The following is a 20666-nucleotide window of genomic DNA, read 5'->3' as shown; positions in this document are numbered from 1 at the left end:
AGCAACCAGAGGCATTATTGGGACTTCATACACTGACGGTGTATATTATCCGGCACGTTACTGCGGCCGTATTGCTATGCCGTTAAATGAACAGGTCAACTAAGAAGAGAAACTCGATGAAACTCGAATCTATAGCACTACACGAAGGATATAAGTCTGAAGAAACAACTAAAGCTGCTGCAGTACCCATCTATCAAACCACATCATATACCTTTGACGACACTCAGCATGGTGCAGACTTATTCGACCTCAAAGTTCAAGGCAATATTTATACACGGATTATGAACCCAACAACGGATGTTTTGGAAAAACGCATCACCGCGATGGAAGGTGGTATTGGTTCCGTTTGTGTATCTTCTGGCATGGCGGCTATCACCTATGCTATTCAATGCATTTGTGAAGCGGGCGACAACATTGTCAGCACTAGCCAGCTTTATGGTGGTACGTATAACCTATTTGCCCATGCCTTGCCTCGCCAAGGCATCGAGGTACGCATGCTATCGCATGACGACTTTGACGCATTTGATAAATCGATAGATGAAAAAACAAAAGCGGTCTTTTGTGAATCCATTGGCAACCCAGCTGGCAATGTAGTCGATATCGTCCGCCTGTCGGAAATTGCGCACAAACACGGCGTACCATTAATTGTCGACAATACCGTAGCCACCCCCTATTTATGCCGACCATTTGATCTTGGCGCTGACATCGTTGTCCATTCATTAACAAAGTATATTGGTGGTCACGGCACTTCGATTGGAGGGGTAATCGTTGATTCAGGTAAATTTGACTGGGCGGCCCATAAAACGCGTTTCGCCATTTTAAACGAACCGGATCCGGCATACCATGGCGTGGTTTACACAGAGGCTTTAGGTGCGGCTGCTTATATTGGCCGTTGTCGTGTTGGTCCACTTCGAAACACCGGTGCAGCCATTTCACCCATGAACTCATTTCAAATTCTACAGGGGCTAGAAACGCTCGGCCTTCGTATGGATCGCCACTGTGAAAATGCCGAAAAACTGGCAGCGTATCTGCAGCAACACCCAAAAGTAGAATGGGTAAATTATGCAGCATTGCCAGGCAGCCCTTATCACGATACCTGCAAAAAGATCACTTCAGGTAAAGCTTCTGGAATTTTAAGCTTTGGAATCACCGGTGGATTGAAAGCGGGCACAACGTTTATCGACTCATTAGCAATGATACTTCGCTTGGTAAATATAGGGGACGCCAAATCGCTGGCCTGCCACCCAGCATCGACGACCCATCGCCAACTGAACGATGAAGAACTTGCTGCAGCCGGAGTCAGTTCTGACTTAATTCGAATATCAGTAGGTATTGAGCACATTGAAGACATAATCGCCGATGTGAGCCAAGCCTTGGAAAAAGCATAGTATCCACAACAGAAATTAAAGCCCTTTACCGGGGTTCCGGGGATTTTCCCTCCATGGAACCCCGATAGGTTCTACTGATCACCCTACTACGCGAAAAAGACAATCGATTATTAAAACGCGCTTTCAATATCCAAGTGCGACAGTGATCCGGCTATTGAGTTGCACTTCAAATTTGAAACCGCCAATCGAATGACTCAACATTTAGAAAAGAAAGGCTTGTCGTATAAAGAAGGTACCATTATAGATGCTTCCACCATCTCAGCACTGACGTCAACAAAAAAAACAGGTCAACGAGATCATGAAATTCACCAGACTATGAAAGGCAACGAGTGGCACTTTGGCATGAAAATGCACATTGATGTCGATGACGTTCTTGGACTCATCCACAGTCTCAAAACGACCTCAGCGAATTTGCATGATATTGTCGTGAGTGGCCAGCTACTTCACGGAAAGGAAAAACGAGTCAGTGGTGAAGCAGGTTATCTTGGTTTGGACAAACGATCAGAACATGAACACCGAGAGGTGGATTGGCTAATTAATCAACCTCCGGACAAACGCAAATCCATGTCATCAGATGAATTAAAGATAGAGACTATCAAATCCTCATTGCGTGCACAGGTTGAACATTGCTTCGCTCGAATCAAACAACAGTTTGGTTATAGCAAAGTGCGATATCGAGGTTTGCAGAAAAACACAAACTGGCTGTATCTATTAGCCGGATTAACAACCAACTCAGAGTAAAAAGTTTGCTGGCCTAGGGTTAGTGTGCACGGATTTTGGGTTTTACCTAAAATCCGGGACAAATAGCACGGCACCGACCGCTAAATAAAAGAAAACGAAATCAAACCAATTACTCTGACGCGCAAAAAATGGAAATTATATATAAAAATCAGAGCCTCCCTAGAGTTATTCATTCATAAAAACGAAGTGTGTAATTGGACAAAAATATTCTTAGATCTTTTGATGCAAAAACATCCGTACACCCTTCGCCAATTACTTCAATTTTTGAGCGGAACAAATCTAGTTTAGGAGGTAATTTTGTGGGTTCTGATAAGAACACCCCAATGTTCCTGATGTCGGGAATGTTAACAGTAAGAATTTCTACCAGATCACGGTTTGCCTGAGTTTCGAGCGAGAGTTTCAAGCCTAATCGATTACAAATTGCATCATTCCAGTTTTGAACTTCGCTTTTAAACGACAACCTGACTTCACGGTCAATATAAGACAAAAACTGTGCATCGGTTGATTGCCAATTTGAGAAGGCAATGAGTTTAAGATCAGAAACTTCGTTGTTCTCGAGTCCGTTTGGCAGTAGGTTTATCTCATTAATGGTGGGTTCATTTTTCAATACTGGGGCAGTTCCGTATGTCAGCCCCTTATATCGTATGCCAGCCTTATACAGTTCTGAAGGCGAAGTGTTTCTAAAGTCGATGTCAGCCACTGTTTCCCAACGAGTTTCATCATAAATATCTGGTAAACTCTGCCACTCGGTGCTCAAAAACATATCACATCCATTAAGATCCAGATGCGCAGAAAATTTATTTTCGTTCGCAAAGCTGAGTGAAAAAGGGAAACTCCCAGCGTATTTACCCGTCGAAATGACAAGAGAACCAGAGAGTAAATCACCGTTAAGTTCATCACTCGACTGCTTTAGAACCACATTTCCAGTGAAAGCATCTGTTGAAACATCGCCTGATAACACCAACATTCCATAGTCATCACGGCTTGGAATTAAATTGACTTCTGATGTGCTTAAATCGATATTGCATTTCTCACCACTATTTAATCCCTCGATGATTTTTGAGGTCGCTACTTCAGATTCATTCATCGAAAATCGCTGAATTTTCAACTGCTCGAGAAAGACATCGTCTTCAGGCACCATCGTATCCGATTCAAAGTTATGTATATTGTATTGAATGCTTTGTAGCGGCGCTCCTGACGCAAAATACCAGCCCGCGTGTTCTTGCCGACCATATTCATTCTCGTAAAAAAAATCGAAAACCCCATTTCCTATTCTGTTCATGTATTCAATTGGTTGATCGCGAATGATGAATCGCTCCGTGTACAAACTTGCAGGAATTTCTTCATTGGTTACGACATCTATTCTGAGCAGGTCACTTTTAAAATCGAGATCTGCCACATTGACACTAATAAAAGGAATTGAAGAGTTCGAGCGCTCAACTGGATTTGTCGGGCTCAGTAGTAATAATCCACGTTCTGCTAGCACTGGTTCGTTGGCTGCCGCTGGGACAGTTGAATAAAAGCCGTTGTACCCTACATAGAAAGCTTCGTAGCCTGGTTCAGATAGCTGTGGTGCGGTTACTCCTTCTGGCTGGCATGCCATGAGCACTAAGGCACTAACGCACATCACTATTGAGTTTTTCATAAGATTCCCTTTCGACAAAACAATAATTCTCTGAATTACATGTACTACTGCGATAAATACACCACACTACCTTCGAATAAAAAACGCAAAAACCCGCCATAAGGCGGGTTTCTGGACTTCTTTCGGACACTTTCTTTTGCAAGAAAGCCCCCTGAATACTTGGTGGGCCTTCACGGACTTGAACCGTGGACCTAACGATTATGAGTCGTGTGCTCTAACCAACTGAGCTAAAGGCCCCTAACAGAAGTTCGCGCATTATAACGCGAGCGGTGGTCAAGTCTAGCCAGATCATTGATTTGGTTAGATTTTTTGTGGAATTGACTATTTTTTATGCAGAAAAAGCCGAAACCGGTCGGTTGCGGCGGCTTCGGCTTACGACCCCGGGGGTAATTCAGGCTTTACGGCGGCGCACCAGCGCAACTAAACTTACCAATAGCATTGCCAGCGTGGTTGGTTCATCCACATTCACACTGGGCGGGCTATATAAAAAGTTATGGAACTCTCGAGCGCCAACATAGGAGTTCGCCGCGACGGCGCCATCAAAAACGGCACCTCCACGCAAATCCGCAGACGTGGCTAACACAGAGCCAAACATGGCCAGGTTATTAAAGTCGATCGTTTCCGCTTCAAAGAAATTCCACAAAATGTTACCAGCGCCAATATCGCTGTGCCGAAAGCCATCCACCAGATTGGTGCCGCCACCGGCGGTGATGTTTTTCCCAGAAACATTAATAACCACGTTTTGAGCAGATCCAGAATTCAGCCGCAAACTGGTGTTTTGGGCAAACAAGTCACTCGCGGAGACATTAAAAATGGCTGTCGCATCGCTGCCTGAGTATTGCAGGGTTTTGGCTGCTGTGTCGTAAACACCGTTCGTACCCAGTGCACTGAACCCTTGCGACGCCTGCTGCAGCTCAAACTGAATAGAACTGAGGTCTATTCCATTACTTTGGGTTACCGAGCCACCGCCATTCATGTTGACATTACTGACGTTTAACGCACCACCGTACAGCAGGTTTCCATTTTCAACGGTGAGATTGGTGGCATTCACATCGCCTGCCACGGTTAAGGTATTACCAAAACTAGGCGCATCGGAGCCAAACACCGTGCCAAAGCCGCTGGCATTCAGGTTGCCACCCACCAACGTTTTACCTTCAACGTCGCCTCCTTGGAAATCGTAATCACTGAACAAAATGAGGTTGTAATCGTTCAGAGGCAGTGCAAAGGCCATGCTGAAGCCGCTCATAACCAGAACGGCGATTCCTTTTAAGTAGTGTTTCATTAAAAAAGTCCAGATACGTTATAAGTCTTAGTTTAGTTAGTCGATTTTATTCCATATTGGAATATTAAAAATAAGGCAAGCTTCGCACCAAATCTAAGAAAGCCTCTAATTCAAAGGGCTTCAGCGCCATTGGCCTGTATACCTACTCCATGACTGTAAAGAAGTCTGACATTCTTTCCCTTTTTAAAAGGCACGAGTGTCAACACACCCGACTAAAGGCACTGTCACCTTTTAATGTGAAAAATTATGATGACCCGCAATTTTTCACCCTATAGAGCGAACGTTATGCATAAAGTCATTACCCGGGGTATTGTGCGCATTCTGCCAATGGCACTCAGCTTGTGGATATTCTGGTCGATTAGTGTGGGCTTGAACGACATTGGCTTGGCCATGCTGGGGTTGGTGGGCATTCAAGAACCTTGGCAGGCCACTGGTTTCCTGGTGGTTTTTGGTCTGTTACTCGTGGTGGGGCTGGCATTCAGTGTCAGCCCGATTTTCTGGCTGTATCAAAAGCTGGAAGCGCAAGTGCTGAGGTTCCCACTGTTTAAAACCGTACACGGGGCTATTAAAGACATGGCCTCATTGGTCATCAGTGATGCTAAAACACCGCACCACCGGCAAACGGTGTTAGTGAAGCAGGCCAATGACAGTTATGTCGTGGGTTTCGTCACCGCCGCTGCCGTACCAACACCGGTCAGCGAGGTTCTGACGGAAAGCTACCCCGCTGAAGAATGGGTACCGGTGCTCATGCAATTAAGTTATCAGGTCGCGGGGGTCACTACCTTGGTAAAGAAGTCAGACCTCATTTATGTCGACTGGCCATTCGAAGACGCGATGCGTTTCATGCTCACCGCAGGTATCTCCCAAACGGACCCCACACTGGTAAAGCACAATCGCTAAAGCCCGGCCCGGCAAACACAAAGGCCTTGCTTGAGAAGGCCTTTGAACCTCGTTCAATGCTATCTCATTTTTTTTGACGAATTTATGCAGCCAAGACCAAATAAACGGTTTTTTGACATTTTCGTGCGTCAATAATCCTTGATAACGGTGTTCAGTTCACACTTTCCAAAGGAATCTTAGCTTCATTTTTGCCCGCCCAATTCACACCTGTATTGTGATCGATGTCTCTTATTCAGGTTTTTGCTATGCATCATCTCAAACACTTTTTCATCGTTGGTCTGGTTGCTTTGTGCATCCCGCTTGCGTCTGCACAAAGTGTGGTTCAGGGCAAAGGCAGCACGTTCCACGTCAATATTGACCCTCTTTATAACAGCACGATGCAATCCATCATGCTGGATGCAGTGACTTTCTGGGCCGATTCTGTTCGCTCACCTGTGCCGATTGAGCTCGATATCGCTGCGGTAAAGCTAACCTGCAGCTACTCCTATAACACGCATGTCGATACACAGCCGGCGCCAGCGGTCATGAATTTCCCTAACGCGCCGCTGGCGAATACTTACTACCCCATTGCTCTGGCCAATGCGCTGGCAGGGACGGATTTGCAACCCAACAGCCCGGACATCACCATCCGCTTCAACAGTAAGATGATTACCAACAGCGTTTGTGCGAAATGGTATCTGGGCTATGACGCCAGTTACACATTTTATGAGTACAGCCTCTACTTCGAAACGCTGCAGGAAATCGCGCACGGTCTGGGTCTGCACACATTGGGCAACCTGATGACCGGTGAGCGTTACAACGGCTACAACGACATTTACTGGTTGCACCTGAAATCTGAAAAATCGAATAAAATGCTCAGCGACATGACGGCTACGCAAGTGGCAGACGTTGCGCACGATTCCATGAATCTTGCTTTTAAAGGCGAAAAATCATGGTTGGCGGCAGAACAGATCGCCAACAGTCGCACAAGTGATGCAATTCTGTTGTTTTCTCGCAGTTACAATGCCCCTGCATTAACTGGCCAACACGTACACGAAAGCTCAAGACCGTTGCAGATTATGAACCTGGATTTACGCGGTTCAGTTCCGGAAACGGAATTGGCGGTCGCTATGTTGGAAGACCTCGGCTGGCAGTCTACCCGCAACGCCGCTCCGGTGATTGACGGCCAACAAACGCTGAGCATTCCAGAAGACAGCCAATGGACGCTGTCTTTAGCCGATCTGATCATTACCGATGAAACGCCCGACGAACTCACCTTGTCGGTCGCAGCTGGCAGCCATTATCAGGTTGAGGGTACAACGGTTATACCGGACGCAAATTTTTTTGGCACACTGTCGATTCCAGTGACGGTGAGCGATGCAGAATACACCTCAGAGCCGTTTACAGTTGCATTAACCGTCACGTCCGTGAATGACTTACCAGTCATCACCGGGCAACGGCCACTATCAACCCCTGAAGATACGCGCCTGACATTGACTGCGGCGAACTTCATCATCTCGGATCTGGATTCGTCTAACTTTTCTCTGGTTATTGATGATGGAGAAAACTACAGCGTTGACGGCGACAGCATTACACCAGCAACAGATTTTGTCGGCACACTGAGCGTGCCTGTGCAGGTAAATGACGGTTTCGATAACAGTGGAGTATTCACTACGTCTATTACGGTCACCGCGGTAAACGACGCGCCGGTCATCGTGTCGCAACAATCTTTGGCCATCAATGAAGACAGCAGCCTGACATTAAATCGCAACATGCTGACTATCCGCGATGTCGACTCCAGTCAATTTACTTTGGTAGCCGAAAACGGCAACAATTACACTGTGTCTGGCTTAACGATTACGCCAGCAGCAAACTTCAATGGCGTGCTCACGGTTCCCGTCACCGTTAGCGACGGCCAGGCGACTTCGCCGTCTTTCGCGCTGCAAATGCAGGTCAATGCGGTAAACGATGCACCTGAAGTAACCGCACAACGCAACTTAAGTCTGGCTGAAGACAGCAGCCTAGTGTTGAATGTTAACGATTTCACCATTACGGATGTCGACTCCAGTGTTTTTTCCCTGACTGTTTTAGCCGGTGACCACTACGACTTTATCGGCAACAAGATTATCCCAGCCGCGAACTACTTCGGACCATTGGCGATTAAAGTTACCGTCAACGACGGTGCTGCCAGCAGCGCAATCTTTGTCGCACAGGCCACAGTCACTGCGATAAACGATGCACCAGAAATTATCGGCCAGGTCTTGGTGAATATTGAAGAAGAAGCACCGTTTACTCTAAGCCCAGCCTTGTTGACCATACGCGATGTCGATGACACTGAATTCACCTTACAAGCGTCAACTGGCGCGAACTACTCGCTGACAGGCAACACCCTGACGCCCGACGATAACTTCAATGGCACGCTGAACGTAGCGGTAACGGTCAGCGATGGCCTCCTGACCAGTAACACCTATGTTCTGGACATCCAGGTATTACCAAAGAACGACCCACCAGTTGTTACGGGGCAAACTACTCTGCGAATCGATGAAGACAGTTCGCTGCCACTGACTCCTGCTCTGTTGGAATTCAGTGATGTTGACTCCGATGAGTTTGTACTGGTTGCGCAAACGGGTGCCCACTATCAGATCATTAACAATGAGCTGATTCCGGATGCTAACTACTTTGGCACCTTAACGGTCCCCATGCAGATCAGCGACACCATTGAATTGAGCAATGTCTTTAACGCGCAGGTGACCGTAACGGCGGTTAATGACGCACCTGCCGTCAATGCGCAACAGAATTTATCTGTCCCAGAAGACACTTCGCTGACGCTGACCACCAACGTTTTCACCATTACCGATGTTGACTCAAATGAATTCAGTTTGATTGTGTCGGGCGGTAATCACTACAGTGTGAGCGGTAATACCGTCACACCGGACCAGGATTTCAACGGCACACTGACCGTACCGGTGCAGGTGAACGATGGCACCGCAAACAGTGACCTGTTTTATACTCAGGTTTCCGTGCTCGCCGTAAACGATGCGCCAGAGATCACCGCGCAACAAACCTTGGCTATCGACGAAGACACCACATTAACCATGTCCACTGAGCTGCTAAGTATCAGCGACCCGGATTCAACCAGGTTTACGCTGCAGGTGCTACCTGGCGAACACTACCAGATCAGTGGTACGCAACTGGTTCCGGCGGCTAACTTCTTCGGCACACTATCGATTCCGGTACAGGTTTCAGATGGCGATGCCGTCAGCAACACCTGGGCATTGCAGGTCTCGGTTAACAGCATCAATGACGCCCCGGTTATTGCAAAACTGATCCCGCAACAGATTCTGGAGGACAGTTCGCTGTTTGTCAGTGCAGAAATTCTCACTGTCGTTGACCCGGATGACGAAACCTTCACGCTGAATATCGCCAGAGGCGAACATTATCAGGTAGCGGGCAATGAAATCATTCCGGCGGCCAACTGGTTTGGTGATTTGGCCATTGACGTAACCGTGAATGATGGAGAAACCGACAGCAACACTGAAACACTTTACTTACAGGTGATGGAAGTTAACGACTTGCCAGAGATCACCACCAACGCCCTACCAACCGGGCAAATTTACCGAGCCTGGAAAGCACGGCTTTCAGCGCGAGATATCGATGGCGATCCCTTGAGTTTCGGACTAGTCAAAGGACCGAATTGGCTAACGATCAACACGGATGGCTCTTTGAATGCCTTTCCGACCGAACTGATGATCGGTAAACACGCGGTTGAAGTCAGCGTGAACGACGGTCGCGCAACCACAGCCGTTGAATTTAACCTGACCGTGCTCGACGACGAAACCGCGACCGATACCGCGCTTGAGTTCAGTATTGACCGTACCATTTGGTCCACCAACGGCTGGGTACCCGTAACACTGAATCTGGCCAATAACGGGCCGAAAGACAGTGTGACCAGTACCGTCACCATTCAGTTTGCCGGCGAATGGTCGTCACAAGACAACCGTTGTCTGGTAAATCAAAACCGTTGTGCCATTGAACTGACAGGGCCGGAGTCCATTGCCATTGCCGTTCGCCAAAGCACGCCGGGTTCAACCGATCTGACCGCCACCATTGCGCACAACGGTTTTGAGACAGACACAACTAATAACCAGGCCACGCTGACACTGACGTTCAGTGACGGCCTGCCAACCAGTCCGCAATACAGCGTACCATCGTTTGGTCAGGGCACAGTACGAGCCATCGGTCTGGCCAATGTTCAAGGCGGGCGCTGGCCTGAAATCATGTTCGCCAATGGTCCTTTGGAAGCCTCTACCGTCTATAAGTTTGAGAAGTCGCTGTTCCGACCTGACCTGCACAGCCACTTGGCTGACGCTTCAGACAGCTATGCCATGGCGTTGTTTGATATCGACAACGATGGAGATATCGATTGGGTTCTGGCCAATGGCAATGGCGAAGCCAATACCGTGTACCGCAATAAAGGGGACGGCTTCTTTGAGTTGATTGACGTCTTGGGTAACTACGACAGCCGCGCGGTAGCGTACGGCGATGTTGATCGGGACGGCGATATGGACCTGGTTTTTGCCAACAACAATGACCCGAACACGCTGTACTTGAATAACGGTGACGGCACGTTCAGCTTCCACAGTGAATTCCCATCACGCTGTTCACGCGCAGTCATCATTCACGACTTTGATGGTGACGGACGTCCAGATATCGTGTTTGCGAACCGCGGCTGGCGAAACCGAATTTACTTCAACCGGAACTTTGGTCAAGGACCGGTCGCTCGTACGCTGTTGACTAGCCGCTCGTTCTCGGTCACCGGAGAAGAATCAAACCAGTCTGCGGAAGATAGCTTGGTAACAGAAGAATTAGTATCCGGGTTTAGTGGCATTGAGTTCGGCAACGCTGACGACCTCACCAGCAAGGCCACTTTGGCTGACCTGGATGGTGATGGCATCGCCTCAGATTTGGTGATGGTAAACGAAAGCAGCGAACGGACACTCGCTTCTATCCAACTGTTTGCATTCGATACGCAAGGGAACAACGTTATGACGAATGAAACCCAAACCGGTTCCATTGCTGATTTGAGTGTTGGGGACTACGACGGTGATGGCAGAGACGACGTGGCGGTTCTACGCCCCGGCGGTGCACTTGAAGTGATGTCCGCCAGCGCCGGGCAGCTCACCACCATTGAAGTGATGGATACCGATGGTGCGGACACCATTCTGATGGTGGACGTTGACGGCAGTGGCCAGGCCGATGTGATCAGTGCTAATAACCGCAGTGACAGCAGCCGCCTGGATTTTGCCGGTGAGGTGGTGAACAACGAAGCCATTGAAGAAAACGATGGCAGCCCAGCGGTTACGCTGCCCGAACGCCCTGTCGTGGCAACGGTCAAACCAACCACTAGCGCCAGCCAAAACAAGGGCGGCGCGGGCTTGCCGCTGCTGCTGTTGCCTCTGTTGCTGTTGTTTAAACGCCGTTGACGCAAACTTACACTGTCCGGGTGCGAACGACTCGCATTCGGTCAGTTTTCCGCTTAGACCGTAACTTGGGAATCCGGCCTGCTTCAGGCTAGCCACTGGCGACAATTCTCAAACAGGGTACAATCAGGGTAACTGTAATCATAAGTGACCCCATGCTCAGCCCGCTGCTTCTTGCCAAAAAAATCCTGCTTGACGCAGGCCAAATGACCGATCAGCGCGCACTGGTCGCTCTTATCGTAGAGCGTATCCGTAGCGCACTGAACGTTGACGTGTGCAGCCTGTATTTGGTAGATGCCAACCAGGAGCTGGTACTATCCGCCACACAAGGGTTAGCCGAATCTGCTGTTGGCAACATCCGCATGAAGCTGGGTGAGGGCTTGGTCGGCACCATTGCCAAACGGCAGCATCTACTGAACCTTCCATTTGCCGAGCAACATCCGAATTTCCGCTATTTTGAAGAGTCTGGTGAAGAACGCTATCAGGGTTTCCTGGGCGTTCCTATGATTCATCATGGTGACGTATTGGGCGTTCTGGTTGTGCAGGTCAAAGAAACCCGTCGCTTTGACGAAGAGGAAGAGGCATTCCTGATTACCATGGGCGCACACCTGGTGGCCAGCCAAGCCATCAACCTGAAGAAAACCGCCAATGAAGCATTATCAGCCGATCAGACCCGTCGTCTGACCGGTATTGCCGGCTCCCCCGGGGCCACCATCGCCAAAGCTTGGGTCGTACGCGATGAAATCCGCCTAGAAGACATCGCCGAACGCGATGGCAGCGGTCTGGAATTTGAGCAGCAACGCATTGCCGAAGCATTCGAGAATGCAGTGCAATCTCTGGACAGCGACGACAGCACACACGGTAATACGGAAACACTGTCGGCTCTGATCGACGTTTACAAGCTGTTATTGAACTCTCCTGAACTGCATCAGGCCATCACTGAACACCTGGCTCAGAACGTCAGTGCCAGTACGGCGCTGAAGCGCGCTATGCAAACGCAGATCGCTGTGTTTGATGCCATGGAGGACCCTTACCTGAAGGCCCGTGCCGATGACCTGCGCGTACTTGGCGTTCGGGTATACCGGGAGTTGCAAAATTTAGAACCGGAAGTCATCGAGACCGACGAACCTATCATTCTGATCGGTGAAAACATCACCGTCGAACACTTTACCCGGATCGATTCCCGGCTAATTGCCGGTATTGTCAGCAATCAAGGGTCTAAACTATCGCATACCTCTGTGCTGGCTAATGCTCTCGGTATTCCTGCGGTCGTGGGCTTGGCTGAAAGCAATCTTCGCTCACTGCACGGATTAGAATTAATCCTGGATGGTCATCGTGGCCAGGTCATTTCCAACCCACCGGATACCGTACGTGCCGAATATCAGCGGCTGATCAACCAAAATAAGGCACGCCAAGCGGACCTCGCTCATCTGAAACTGTTGCCGGCGGAGTCAACTGACGGTGAACGGGTGCGCTTGTACAGTAATACCGGTTTATTGGCTGACATCAGCCCCGGTTTGGAACGCGGCTCGGAAGGCATTGGCCTGTACCGGTCGGAAATCCCGTTTATGGTTCACAATACATTTCCGACGGAAGAGGAACAGGTGCGCATATACCGCGGCGTACTGGAAGCCTATGCTCCAAAACCGGTGGTGATGCGAACGTTGGATATTGGCGGCGACAAGGCTCTGCCCTATTTCCCGATCAAAGAGGAAAACCCGTTTTTGGGCTGGCGCGGCATCCGCTTTACACTCGACTACCGAAACATTCAGCTGGATCAGATACGCGCCATGCTGCTGGCCAATGTCGGCAATGATAATCTACAGATTATGGTGCCGATGCTCAGCCATGAAGACGAGCTGGAACGCGTACACGCCCTGATCGACGAGGCGGTACGTCAGTTAAAAGAAGAAGGGAATCCCGTACACAAGCCACCCGTTGGCATCATGGCAGAAGTGCCAGCTGTGATTTGGATGTTACCTCGGTTGCGCGACATGATTGATTTCGTGTCCATTGGATCCAACGACTTAACCCAGTATCTGCTGGCTGTGGACCGCAACAACCCGCGCGTGGCGCACCTGTACTCTCACTTTCACCCCGCGGTTCTGTGCGCCATTCGTGATATCGTCCGCGAATGCCGGCGCCTGAATTTAACGGTCAGCGTCTGTGGTGAAATGGCGTCCGATCCCAAAGCGGTCTTGCTCCTGCTTGGCATGGGCGTGCGTACCTTGAGCATGAGCGCCTTCAAGCTACCGGTCATCAAGTGGCTGGTCCGACGAATTAGCATGCAGGAATGCCGGGCGATTCTGGACACCACATTGGAACTAGGTAAAGAATCTGAGGTCCAAGCGTTCCTGAGCGAAAAACTCAAAGACGCAGGGTACGAAAATAAGTTCGAGTAACGCAGGATGGGAATGCCGAAATTATCCTTTATTCTGGTGGCGCTGATCGCACTGTTTGCCGGTTTTATCAGCGCCAATCAGCTCGTTCGCCACCTGGCGATAACGGTGAATACCGAGCGTGAATTCTTGGTGGAGCAGGTTTCGCAATCACTCAAGCCGCAAACCAAAGCCACCGTTGCCCTGCAAAATGCCATTTACCAACAACGGCAGCAATCGCTTGAAACCAAGATCCAACAAACTGAGCTTAAAAACACATCAATCGTTCAATACATGGCCCCTTTGGAGCAGGAGTTGGTGGTTTATCGCAATACGTTTGCGGAGAAAGCCAAGGCAGACCAAGATGAACGATTACAACTCTATATTGATATCGTCAATAAATACCGGGATTACCATCATGCGGTAACATCTCTGGAAACCTTTGTGCCGCTGACCGAGAGCGACAGCCTGATGAGTATTCCTTCAGTACAACTGGATCTGGTATATGACGCAGGCGGCACGCTGGCCGAGACTCACAACCGCTTTATTGATGAAAGTCGCGACAGCAGTTTCGCCGCGCACTATGAGCCTCAATTGCGGCGGTTTTTGAGCCAGTACAATCTCGATGTCAGCCTTGTAGAATGCCATTCCACATTATGCGCCATGCACATGGGTGTTTTCTGGGATGCCCCTTACTATCAAGGTTATCAGGAAATCTGGGATACCCTAACCCAACAGTCGTGGATGGACCTGACACTCGTCGGCACCGCGCATCAGTATCGCGGCAAGGGTCATCAGGTACAGGTTTGGTATCTGGAGGGCTTCCGATGAATGGGACCCGATTGCTCACCTATACAGCGACCGTGGTTGCTTTCTTCGTGATTGGTTTCTTTTCAAGTCTCGGGATTCACTGGGTCATCCGACCACCAGCGACCGTACAACAACCCTCTATCGACAAAGTCGACACGTCCGCTTTTGCTGATCAAGACTTGCCAGTGTTACAGGCCACCAATGACTCGTTGAAAGCAGCCGTTGGCCGCTTGGAAGCTGATCTGGCCAAAGCCGAAGTCACCCACTCCATCAACGAAGGACATGCTCGGGCATTAATTGCTGAGTTACAAACCTACCGACAGGAACGCGACAAACTGTTTGCAGACTTAGAACGTCGCAAACAGAAAATGGTCGACAAACTTGAAGAGTTGGATGAAAAAATTCAAACGCAGATGGCACTGCGTGATGATCGGCTCGAACAACAGAGCGACTACGAGATAGCCAACGAATTAACGAGCCTGCTCAGCTATCCCCATCCGCTGAATGATTTAGACGCACTAAACAGCGCATTGATGGCACAACCGAAGCACAACACTGAATATGTCGAGCAGAGATTCGAGCTCATGCTGCAACCGGAAGCCTATACCAAAACCGACCAGCTCTATGAAGTACTGGCGCCCATGGTGGCAGAGCTGAACAAAGCGCACGACAACAATACGACCTTGATCACCGTTCATTGCAGCGCCACGCATTGCGAAATACAAACTCGCATGGACGTGAAACAACCTTACTTCGACTACTGGCAGGAATGGCTCGTCACCTTACGAAGTCAGGAACGAACAAAACTACTGCAACAACAATTTTCGACTGAAAACGGCAGCACGCTGCTCGGTTCGGCCATCATCGCAACGTGGTAATGGCAAGACCAGAAACAACCTCGTGGAGCATGGCCCACGCGTTGAGGTAATTCTATTCTGCAGCCGGCTTCACGAAAAAAATACTTGATACACCACCTGAAGTATCGCCAACGCAAAAATACCCGCGATAACATCGTCAATCATGATCCCCAGACCGCCATGCACGCGCTTGTCCAACCAACCGATTGGCCAGGGTTTGATGATGTCGAAAAAACGAAATAAGACAAAGCCCGCGATGACCCATGCCCAGTGCACCGGCAACGCAATCATGGTAATCCAGAAACCAACAAACTCGTCCCAGACGATACCACCGTGGTCGTGTACGCCCATATCCTTAGATGCTTGACCACATAAGTAGACACCCAGAGCGAATGTGAGCACCACGACCATCAAATAGGCCCATAATGGCAAATAGGCTAACAGCAAAAACACCGGGATTGCCGCTAGCGTCCCAAAGGTGCCGGGGGCTTTCGGCGCTGCGCCACTGCCAAAGCCAAAAGCCAGAAAATGCACCCAGTGATTGTGCCAGCGACGAGCGGACGGTTCAGTCATGTTCAACTCTCTTTATTAAAATGCGTAAAACTTTGCCACGGCAACGTCACCGGGCGATCGCCATCATACCAGTGAACCGCGGGTTTGCCTTCTCTGGTTTGCCCGATTCGAGTCACCAACACACCCTGCTGATTGGCCAGGTGTTGAATTTCTTCACGGACCATCGGCGCTGCCGTAAACAACAGTTGATAATCATCACCACCACTGGTGGCACAGCGCAGTCCGTTCTCTCCAGCCGCTTTCAGGTCACTGTCCAACGGCAAATCATGCACATTAAGATGCAGGGCCAGTTCACTTTGCTGGGCAATGTGCAGCGCATCGCCTACCAGTCCATCGGATATATCGATAGCACTGTGAATGCAGCCTTGAAGGGCGATTGCAAACTCCAACGGAACATCGGGCTGCCAGTAGGCTTGCCACCACTCCATTGGCACCTCCTTTTCATCGTTTGCTAATACGTATGGCAATGCTGCGGCGGCTTGCCCAAGATAACCGGTTACCCAGACATCATCCTGCGCCTGCGCGCCATTGCGTAACACAGGATGCGGGCAACGCCCATGCACATTGATAGTCACCGTTAACTGCTCACCCAGGGTTGTATCGCCACCGGCGAGCATAATGTTGTATTGAGCCGCTAACTCGCGCAGACGATGAGCAAAGCGCACGACCCAGTCGCCATTGCAATGCTTGGGTAGAGTCAGCGCCAGTGTAAAAAAAGCAGGTGTCGCCGTCATTGCCGCCAGATCGCTGATCGCCGGCAAAAAAGCCCGTTGCGCTACCTGCTCCGGGTTCGCAAACTCGGGGAAGTGCCGTCCGATAACCGCCGTATCGACCGATATCACCAGTGGTTCCGGGTCCAGCCACACCAGACAATCGTCACCTATACCGCGCAACACATTAGGGTGTTGGGTGGGCCAGTCGGCGAAACATCGTTTTATCAGTTCAAATTCATCCATAGGCGGAATTGTGCTTGATCACCGAAGGCTTTGAAAGCGAAAACACGCGATTGAGTGATTCTCGAGTTACCTGACAATACACACAAAAAAGCCCGCACAAGGCGGGCAAAAAAAGGAGGAGCTATGTAATATGCGTTAGTGCATTTTCGGACCGGCCACGACAATTTTTTCGTCGACGTCGTACTTGGCAAAGTTGGTTTGGAACTCACGGGCCAACTGCTGGGCTCGCTTGTCAAACGCTTCTGGACTCGCCCACGTGTTGCGAGGGTTCAGCAACTTGGTATCGACCCCGTGTACTTCGACAGGAATATCCAAATTCAATTCCGTGACGTGATGGGTCGGAGTGTTGTGCAATGAACCGTTGGTAATCGCGGTTATGATCGCCCGAGTCGTCGGAATGTCGAATCGTTTGCCTTCACCGAACGGACCGCCTGTCCACCCAGTATTCACCATGTAGACGCTGGCACCGCTTTGCTCGACACGCTTCATCAACAATTCAGCGTAAACGGATGCTGGCCGTGGGAAGAACGGTGCACCGAAACAGGTTGAGAAGGTGGACTTGATACCGCTGCCCGCACCCATTTCCGTAGAGCCCACCAGCGCGGTGTAACCACTTAAAAAGTAGTAAGCAGCGGCTTCTTTGCTGAGCTTCGCAACCGGAGGCAACACACCATTCAAGTCACAGGTCAGGAAAACGACCGCGTTTGGTTCGGCTCCCTGGTTACTCAACTGTCGCTTCTCAATGTGCGTTAATGGGTAAGCAACACGACCATTCTGAGTTAAGGACACATCGCTGTAGTCCGGTACACGATGCTCGTCTACCACGACATTTTCAAGAACGGCCCCAAAACTGATGGCATCCCAGATAACGGGCTCGTTTTTGCGCGACAGGTCGATTGTTTTCGCGTAGCAACCGCCTTCAAAATTGAAAACAATGCCTGGACCCCAACCGTGTTCGTCATCACCGATCAGGAACCGGTCAGGATCGGCTGACAAGGTTGTTTTACCGGTACCCGACAGACCAAAGAACAGAGAGGTTTTACCGTCTTCACCCACGTTTGCGGAACAATGCATCGGCAATACATCTTTTTCAGGAAGCAGGAAGTTCTGAACGGCGAATAATGACTTCTTCATTTCACCGGCATAGTAAAGGCCCGCCACCAGGACCTTACGCTGCTCAAAACTGACAACGACGATGCCATCACTGTGTGTGCCATCACGTTCAGGGTCACACACAAAACTCGGCACATTCAGAACTTCCCAAACTGGCTTACCCTGCTCATTCCACTGTTCTGGAACGATGAACAAATTGCGCGCAAACACCTGATGCCATGCAAGTTCGGTGGTGACCCGCAATGGCAAGCAGTGTTCTTCAGCCGCACCTACTTCAAGGTGGCCGACAAATCTTTCTTTTTCAGCAACGTATTTACTGACCCGATCCCATAGGGCATTGAACTTGTCTTCCGGGAAAGGCTGGTTGATATTGCCCCAATCAACCAGATGGGACATTGATGGTTCATCTACAATAAAACGATCTTTCGGTGAGCGTCCGGTGCGGGTTCCGGTGGTAGCCAGAAAAGCTCCGTTAGCGGCAAACTCACCTTCCTCTCGCCGGACCGCCAGTTCAAGTAACTTGGCAGTCGGGATGTCAACGTGAACAAATTGTGTGGTGGCGTTCATGGATATTCTCCTTGATTGGACTGGAAATTTTAAGCCAGGCTGTTTTGGCGTTCCGATTGCGATTGTCCGTTGATTATTTTTTTATTATTCGATTTAAAGTCACAGCAGTTGAATGCGATTAAGATTCATTTGCCTCTGACCTGCAGTCTAATCAGTCTTTGACCATCCACAAAACACCCAATCGTCAATATTTTACTGACAAACCACATTCCCCTGGATTTACCTGAAACAAAACAACAAGTTTGTTACAGGTTACCGTCTCAACGAATCACCGATCTTTTCCTGACAGTAGTCTTAGTATACTGCGAAAATCCGCGCCATACGGGCGCTGTATTTGACGAGGATCAAAAACTAAATCGCTGTTCATTCCAATTACGTCTATCTCCAAATGGGTATATTCACTTTGATTACAAAGCTCTGGAAAATCAAAAAACAGGCCAATTTGTCAATTTATCCCAACACATTCAGAGATATCATTGTGGTGATATTACGAACAAAACGACGAAATAGAGGACATTCAGTAACTTTCTTACATACGCATTTTTTTTAACAATAGTCACTATCGTGTAATTGAATGGTGAAATCAGAAAAGCACATTAATGAGTTATCAGCGAAGATAATCTCAGTTCTTAGGTGAGCCAAAGAAAAACCCGAGTCGGTCTTCCAGACCCAGATAGGCATTCAACTCGGGAGAGTACTCTCCGGGTTTGAGCGCCTGAACAATAGATAGTTCTTCATGATCAACTAAATTGAGCATCAACGCCTGATTTGCGGGTATATCCGGGTTGTAAACAATCACGGTTGGCGCGAGCAGGTTATCGCTGTCGACCGAGCTAACCAATGCAATAGAATCATCACTGAGCTTCACCACACAACCCGGTGGATACACTCCAAAATTGCGCACGAACTGGTGTATATAGTAGGAATCCAGCTTCCCTTCGTAATTGGAAAACAGTTTCGCCATTGCAATTTTTGGGCTAACCGCTAACGCAGGGTCATTGGGGTTACACATAGAGTCGTAATGATTGGCCACCTGCAAGATTCGACTCAGTACAGAAAGTTCACCATGGCGAGGAGCCGCGGGATAGCCACTACCATCAAGGTAGACATGATGATCCGCGATCATCTCCAACGCCACGGGCTCAATGTTTTTGACGCGGGACAGCAATGCCAGACCTTTATTCACGTGCGTTTTCATGACGTCTTGCTCAACCGCGTTGAGCGACCCAACCTTATGCACAATCCCCTGTGGCAACACGATCTTGCCAATGTCATGCAGAATGCAGGCAACGCCAAGGTTATGCATGTCGTCTGCAGCCACGTCCAAGCTTTTCGCCAACATCATCGCCAGTACCGTGACATTCAACGCATGATTTTGAAGATTAAACTCACCCGCCTCCAAACTGACCATACTAACCACAATATTCGTTTGACTTGCCAGAAGACTGCTAATATCGCCGATCACTTCATCGGCATCCCGTATGGCGTTGGCCGGTGCCAACCGGAGATTGCGCACTAGGTTACTGACCCGCTTCTGGGTTTCTCGGTACCGTTGGGCGGTTTTCCGTCGTTCTTTCCGATATTCCTCAGCCTTGTCTATGCTCTGCTTCTTCTGGGTCCATAACGTATCCAGGTCAGAATTGTTTTGAGTGCCGTCTCCTGTAGGATCGGGCTCGATGGCAAACTCATCCAGTTCAGCGGGTTGGTCGGTTATCTGACGTAGGGCCTCAGGGGCCGACTTTTTGATGATGACCAGAATTTTCTGCAAGCCCAATTTGCGGATCTGGGCAATCTCGTCCTGTTGTTTGATCTTGAATTTACTGAATAAAAAAGGATGTTCGGTCCAACTCAACTCCAGATCGACAAAGAGTCCGACCTGTAACTGATTAATAGGAACATAGAATGATTTTTTCAAGACTTTTTTACCTAACGGAATGACAGCGAACGAACCTCATTTCATCAGTATAGTGCCGCTGCCCGGACTTGCGAGCCGAACA

The 20666-nt window shown here is 49.3% G+C and carries 13 protein-coding genes and 1 tRNA gene; 7 read left to right on the top strand and 7 right to left on the bottom strand.

The annotated features are described in order from the left end of the window. Positions 1 to 116 precede the first annotated feature (116 nt). Complete coding sequence (locus IYN85_RS00530; RefSeq protein ID WP_196156911.1) at positions 117 to 1388, top strand: O-acetylhomoserine aminocarboxypropyltransferase/cysteine synthase family protein; 1272 nt, start codon at positions 117 to 119, stop codon at positions 1386 to 1388. 189 nt (positions 1389 to 1577) lie between these two features. After that, positions 1578 to 2129, top strand: a complete 552-nt coding sequence (locus tag IYN85_RS00525) for an IS5 family transposase (RefSeq protein ID WP_196156910.1) — start codon at positions 1578 to 1580, stop codon at positions 2127 to 2129. Between the two features lie 169 nt (positions 2130 to 2298). Here the strand turns inward: IYN85_RS00525 and IYN85_RS00520 are convergent, their stop codons facing one another. From IYN85_RS00520 to IYN85_RS00510, 3 genes are all read right to left on the bottom strand, one after another. Next, entirely contained in the window at positions 2299 to 3774 is a 1476-nt protein-coding gene (locus tag IYN85_RS00520; protein WP_196156909.1) for a hypothetical protein, read from the bottom strand. A 160-nt stretch (positions 3775 to 3934) separates the two neighbouring features. After that, positions 3935 to 4011, bottom strand: a tRNA-Ile gene (locus IYN85_RS00515). 154 nt (positions 4012 to 4165) lie between these two features. Next, the gene (locus IYN85_RS00510) at positions 4166 to 5056 is read right to left on the bottom strand and encodes a choice-of-anchor A family protein (RefSeq protein WP_196156908.1); all 891 of its coding nucleotides are present in this window, start codon (positions 5054 to 5056) and stop codon (positions 4166 to 4168) included. Positions 5057 to 5341: 285 nt separating this feature from the next. Here IYN85_RS00510 and IYN85_RS00505 point away from each other — a divergent pair, with 285 nt between their 5' ends. From IYN85_RS00505 to IYN85_RS00485, 5 genes are all read left to right on the top strand, one after another. Next, the gene (locus tag IYN85_RS00505; RefSeq protein ID WP_196156907.1) at positions 5342 to 5956 is read left to right on the top strand and encodes a DUF502 domain-containing protein; all 615 of its coding nucleotides are present in this window, start codon (positions 5342 to 5344) and stop codon (positions 5954 to 5956) included. Between the two features lie 245 nt (positions 5957 to 6201). After that, positions 6202 to 11418 (top strand): tandem-95 repeat protein, encoded by a 5217-nt coding sequence (locus IYN85_RS00500; RefSeq protein WP_196156906.1) that lies wholly within the window; start codon positions 6202 to 6204, stop codon positions 11416 to 11418. 152 nt (positions 11419 to 11570) lie between these two features. After that, positions 11571 to 13817, top strand: coding sequence for a phosphoenolpyruvate--protein phosphotransferase (gene ptsP, locus IYN85_RS00495; protein ID WP_196156905.1), 2247 nt, complete (start codon positions 11571 to 11573; stop codon positions 13815 to 13817). A gap of 12 nt (positions 13818 to 13829) precedes the next feature. Continuing rightward, positions 13830 to 14624: a hypothetical protein gene (locus IYN85_RS00490; protein WP_196156904.1), complete on the top strand. Its 795-nt coding sequence runs from the start codon at positions 13830 to 13832 to the stop codon at positions 14622 to 14624. Next, complete coding sequence (locus IYN85_RS00485; RefSeq protein WP_196156903.1) at positions 14621 to 15481, top strand: hypothetical protein; 861 nt, start codon at positions 14621 to 14623, stop codon at positions 15479 to 15481. Before IYN85_RS00490 ends, IYN85_RS00485 begins: the two co-directional genes overlap by 4 nt. 69 nt (positions 15482 to 15550) lie before the next feature. Here the strand turns inward: IYN85_RS00485 and IYN85_RS00480 are convergent, their stop codons facing one another. The 4 genes from IYN85_RS00480 to IYN85_RS00465 all read right to left on the bottom strand — a co-directional run bounded on the left by IYN85_RS00480 (position 15551) and on the right by IYN85_RS00465 (position 20584). After that, positions 15551 to 16033, bottom strand: coding sequence for a phosphatidylglycerophosphatase A (locus IYN85_RS00480; RefSeq protein ID WP_196156902.1), 483 nt, complete (start codon positions 16031 to 16033; stop codon positions 15551 to 15553). Between the two features lie 2 nt (positions 16034 to 16035). Continuing rightward, positions 16036 to 16989, bottom strand: a complete 954-nt coding sequence (gene thiL / locus IYN85_RS00475; protein WP_196156901.1) for a thiamine-phosphate kinase — start codon at positions 16987 to 16989, stop codon at positions 16036 to 16038. 135 nt (positions 16990 to 17124) lie between these two features. Then, the gene (locus IYN85_RS00470; protein WP_196156900.1) at positions 17125 to 18669 is read right to left on the bottom strand and encodes a phosphoenolpyruvate carboxykinase; all 1545 of its coding nucleotides are present in this window, start codon (positions 18667 to 18669) and stop codon (positions 17125 to 17127) included. A 622-nt stretch (positions 18670 to 19291) separates the two neighbouring features. Next, entirely contained in the window at positions 19292 to 20584 is a 1293-nt protein-coding gene (locus IYN85_RS00465) for a DUF3391 domain-containing protein (RefSeq protein WP_196156899.1), read from the bottom strand. Between the last annotated feature and the right edge of the window lie 82 nt (positions 20585 to 20666).

Source organism: Reinekea sp. G2M2-21 (assembly GCF_015687175.1).
Lineage (GTDB): Bacteria > Pseudomonadota > Gammaproteobacteria > Pseudomonadales > Natronospirillaceae > Reinekea.
The sequence above is the reverse complement of the archived record's forward strand: the minus strand, read 5'-3'. Positions and strand labels throughout refer to the sequence as shown.

What these genes read in the sequence shown, in the direction of transcription:
- IYN85_RS00525 (WP_196156910.1), top strand. Translation starts at nt 1,578, where the DNA reads ATGACTCAACATTTAGAAAAGAAAGGCTTGTCGTATAAAGAAGGTACC.
- IYN85_RS00490 (WP_196156904.1), top strand. Translation starts at nt 13,830, where the DNA reads ATGCCGAAATTATCCTTTATTCTGGTGGCGCTGATCGCACTGTTTGCC.
- IYN85_RS00530 (WP_196156911.1), top strand. Translation starts at nt 117, where the DNA reads ATGAAACTCGAATCTATAGCACTACACGAAGGATATAAGTCTGAAGAA.
- ptsP (WP_196156905.1), top strand. Translation starts at nt 11,571, where the DNA reads ATGCTCAGCCCGCTGCTTCTTGCCAAAAAAATCCTGCTTGACGCAGGC.
- IYN85_RS00480 (WP_196156902.1), bottom strand. Translation starts at nt 16,033, where the DNA reads ATGACTGAACCGTCCGCTCGTCGCTGGCACAATCACTGGGTGCATTTT.
- IYN85_RS00500 (WP_196156906.1), top strand. Translation starts at nt 6,202, where the DNA reads ATGCATCATCTCAAACACTTTTTCATCGTTGGTCTGGTTGCTTTGTGC.
- IYN85_RS00470 (WP_196156900.1), bottom strand. Translation starts at nt 18,669, where the DNA reads ATGAACGCCACCACACAATTTGTTCACGTTGACATCCCGACTGCCAAG.
- IYN85_RS00485 (WP_196156903.1), top strand. Translation starts at nt 14,621, where the DNA reads ATGAATGGGACCCGATTGCTCACCTATACAGCGACCGTGGTTGCTTTC.
- IYN85_RS00510 (WP_196156908.1), bottom strand. Translation starts at nt 5,056, where the DNA reads ATGAAACACTACTTAAAAGGAATCGCCGTTCTGGTTATGAGCGGCTTC.
- thiL (WP_196156901.1), bottom strand. Translation starts at nt 16,989, where the DNA reads ATGGATGAATTTGAACTGATAAAACGATGTTTCGCCGACTGGCCCACC.
- IYN85_RS00520 (WP_196156909.1), bottom strand. Translation starts at nt 3,774, where the DNA reads ATGAAAAACTCAATAGTGATGTGCGTTAGTGCCTTAGTGCTCATGGCA.
- IYN85_RS00505 (WP_196156907.1), top strand. Translation starts at nt 5,342, where the DNA reads ATGCATAAAGTCATTACCCGGGGTATTGTGCGCATTCTGCCAATGGCA.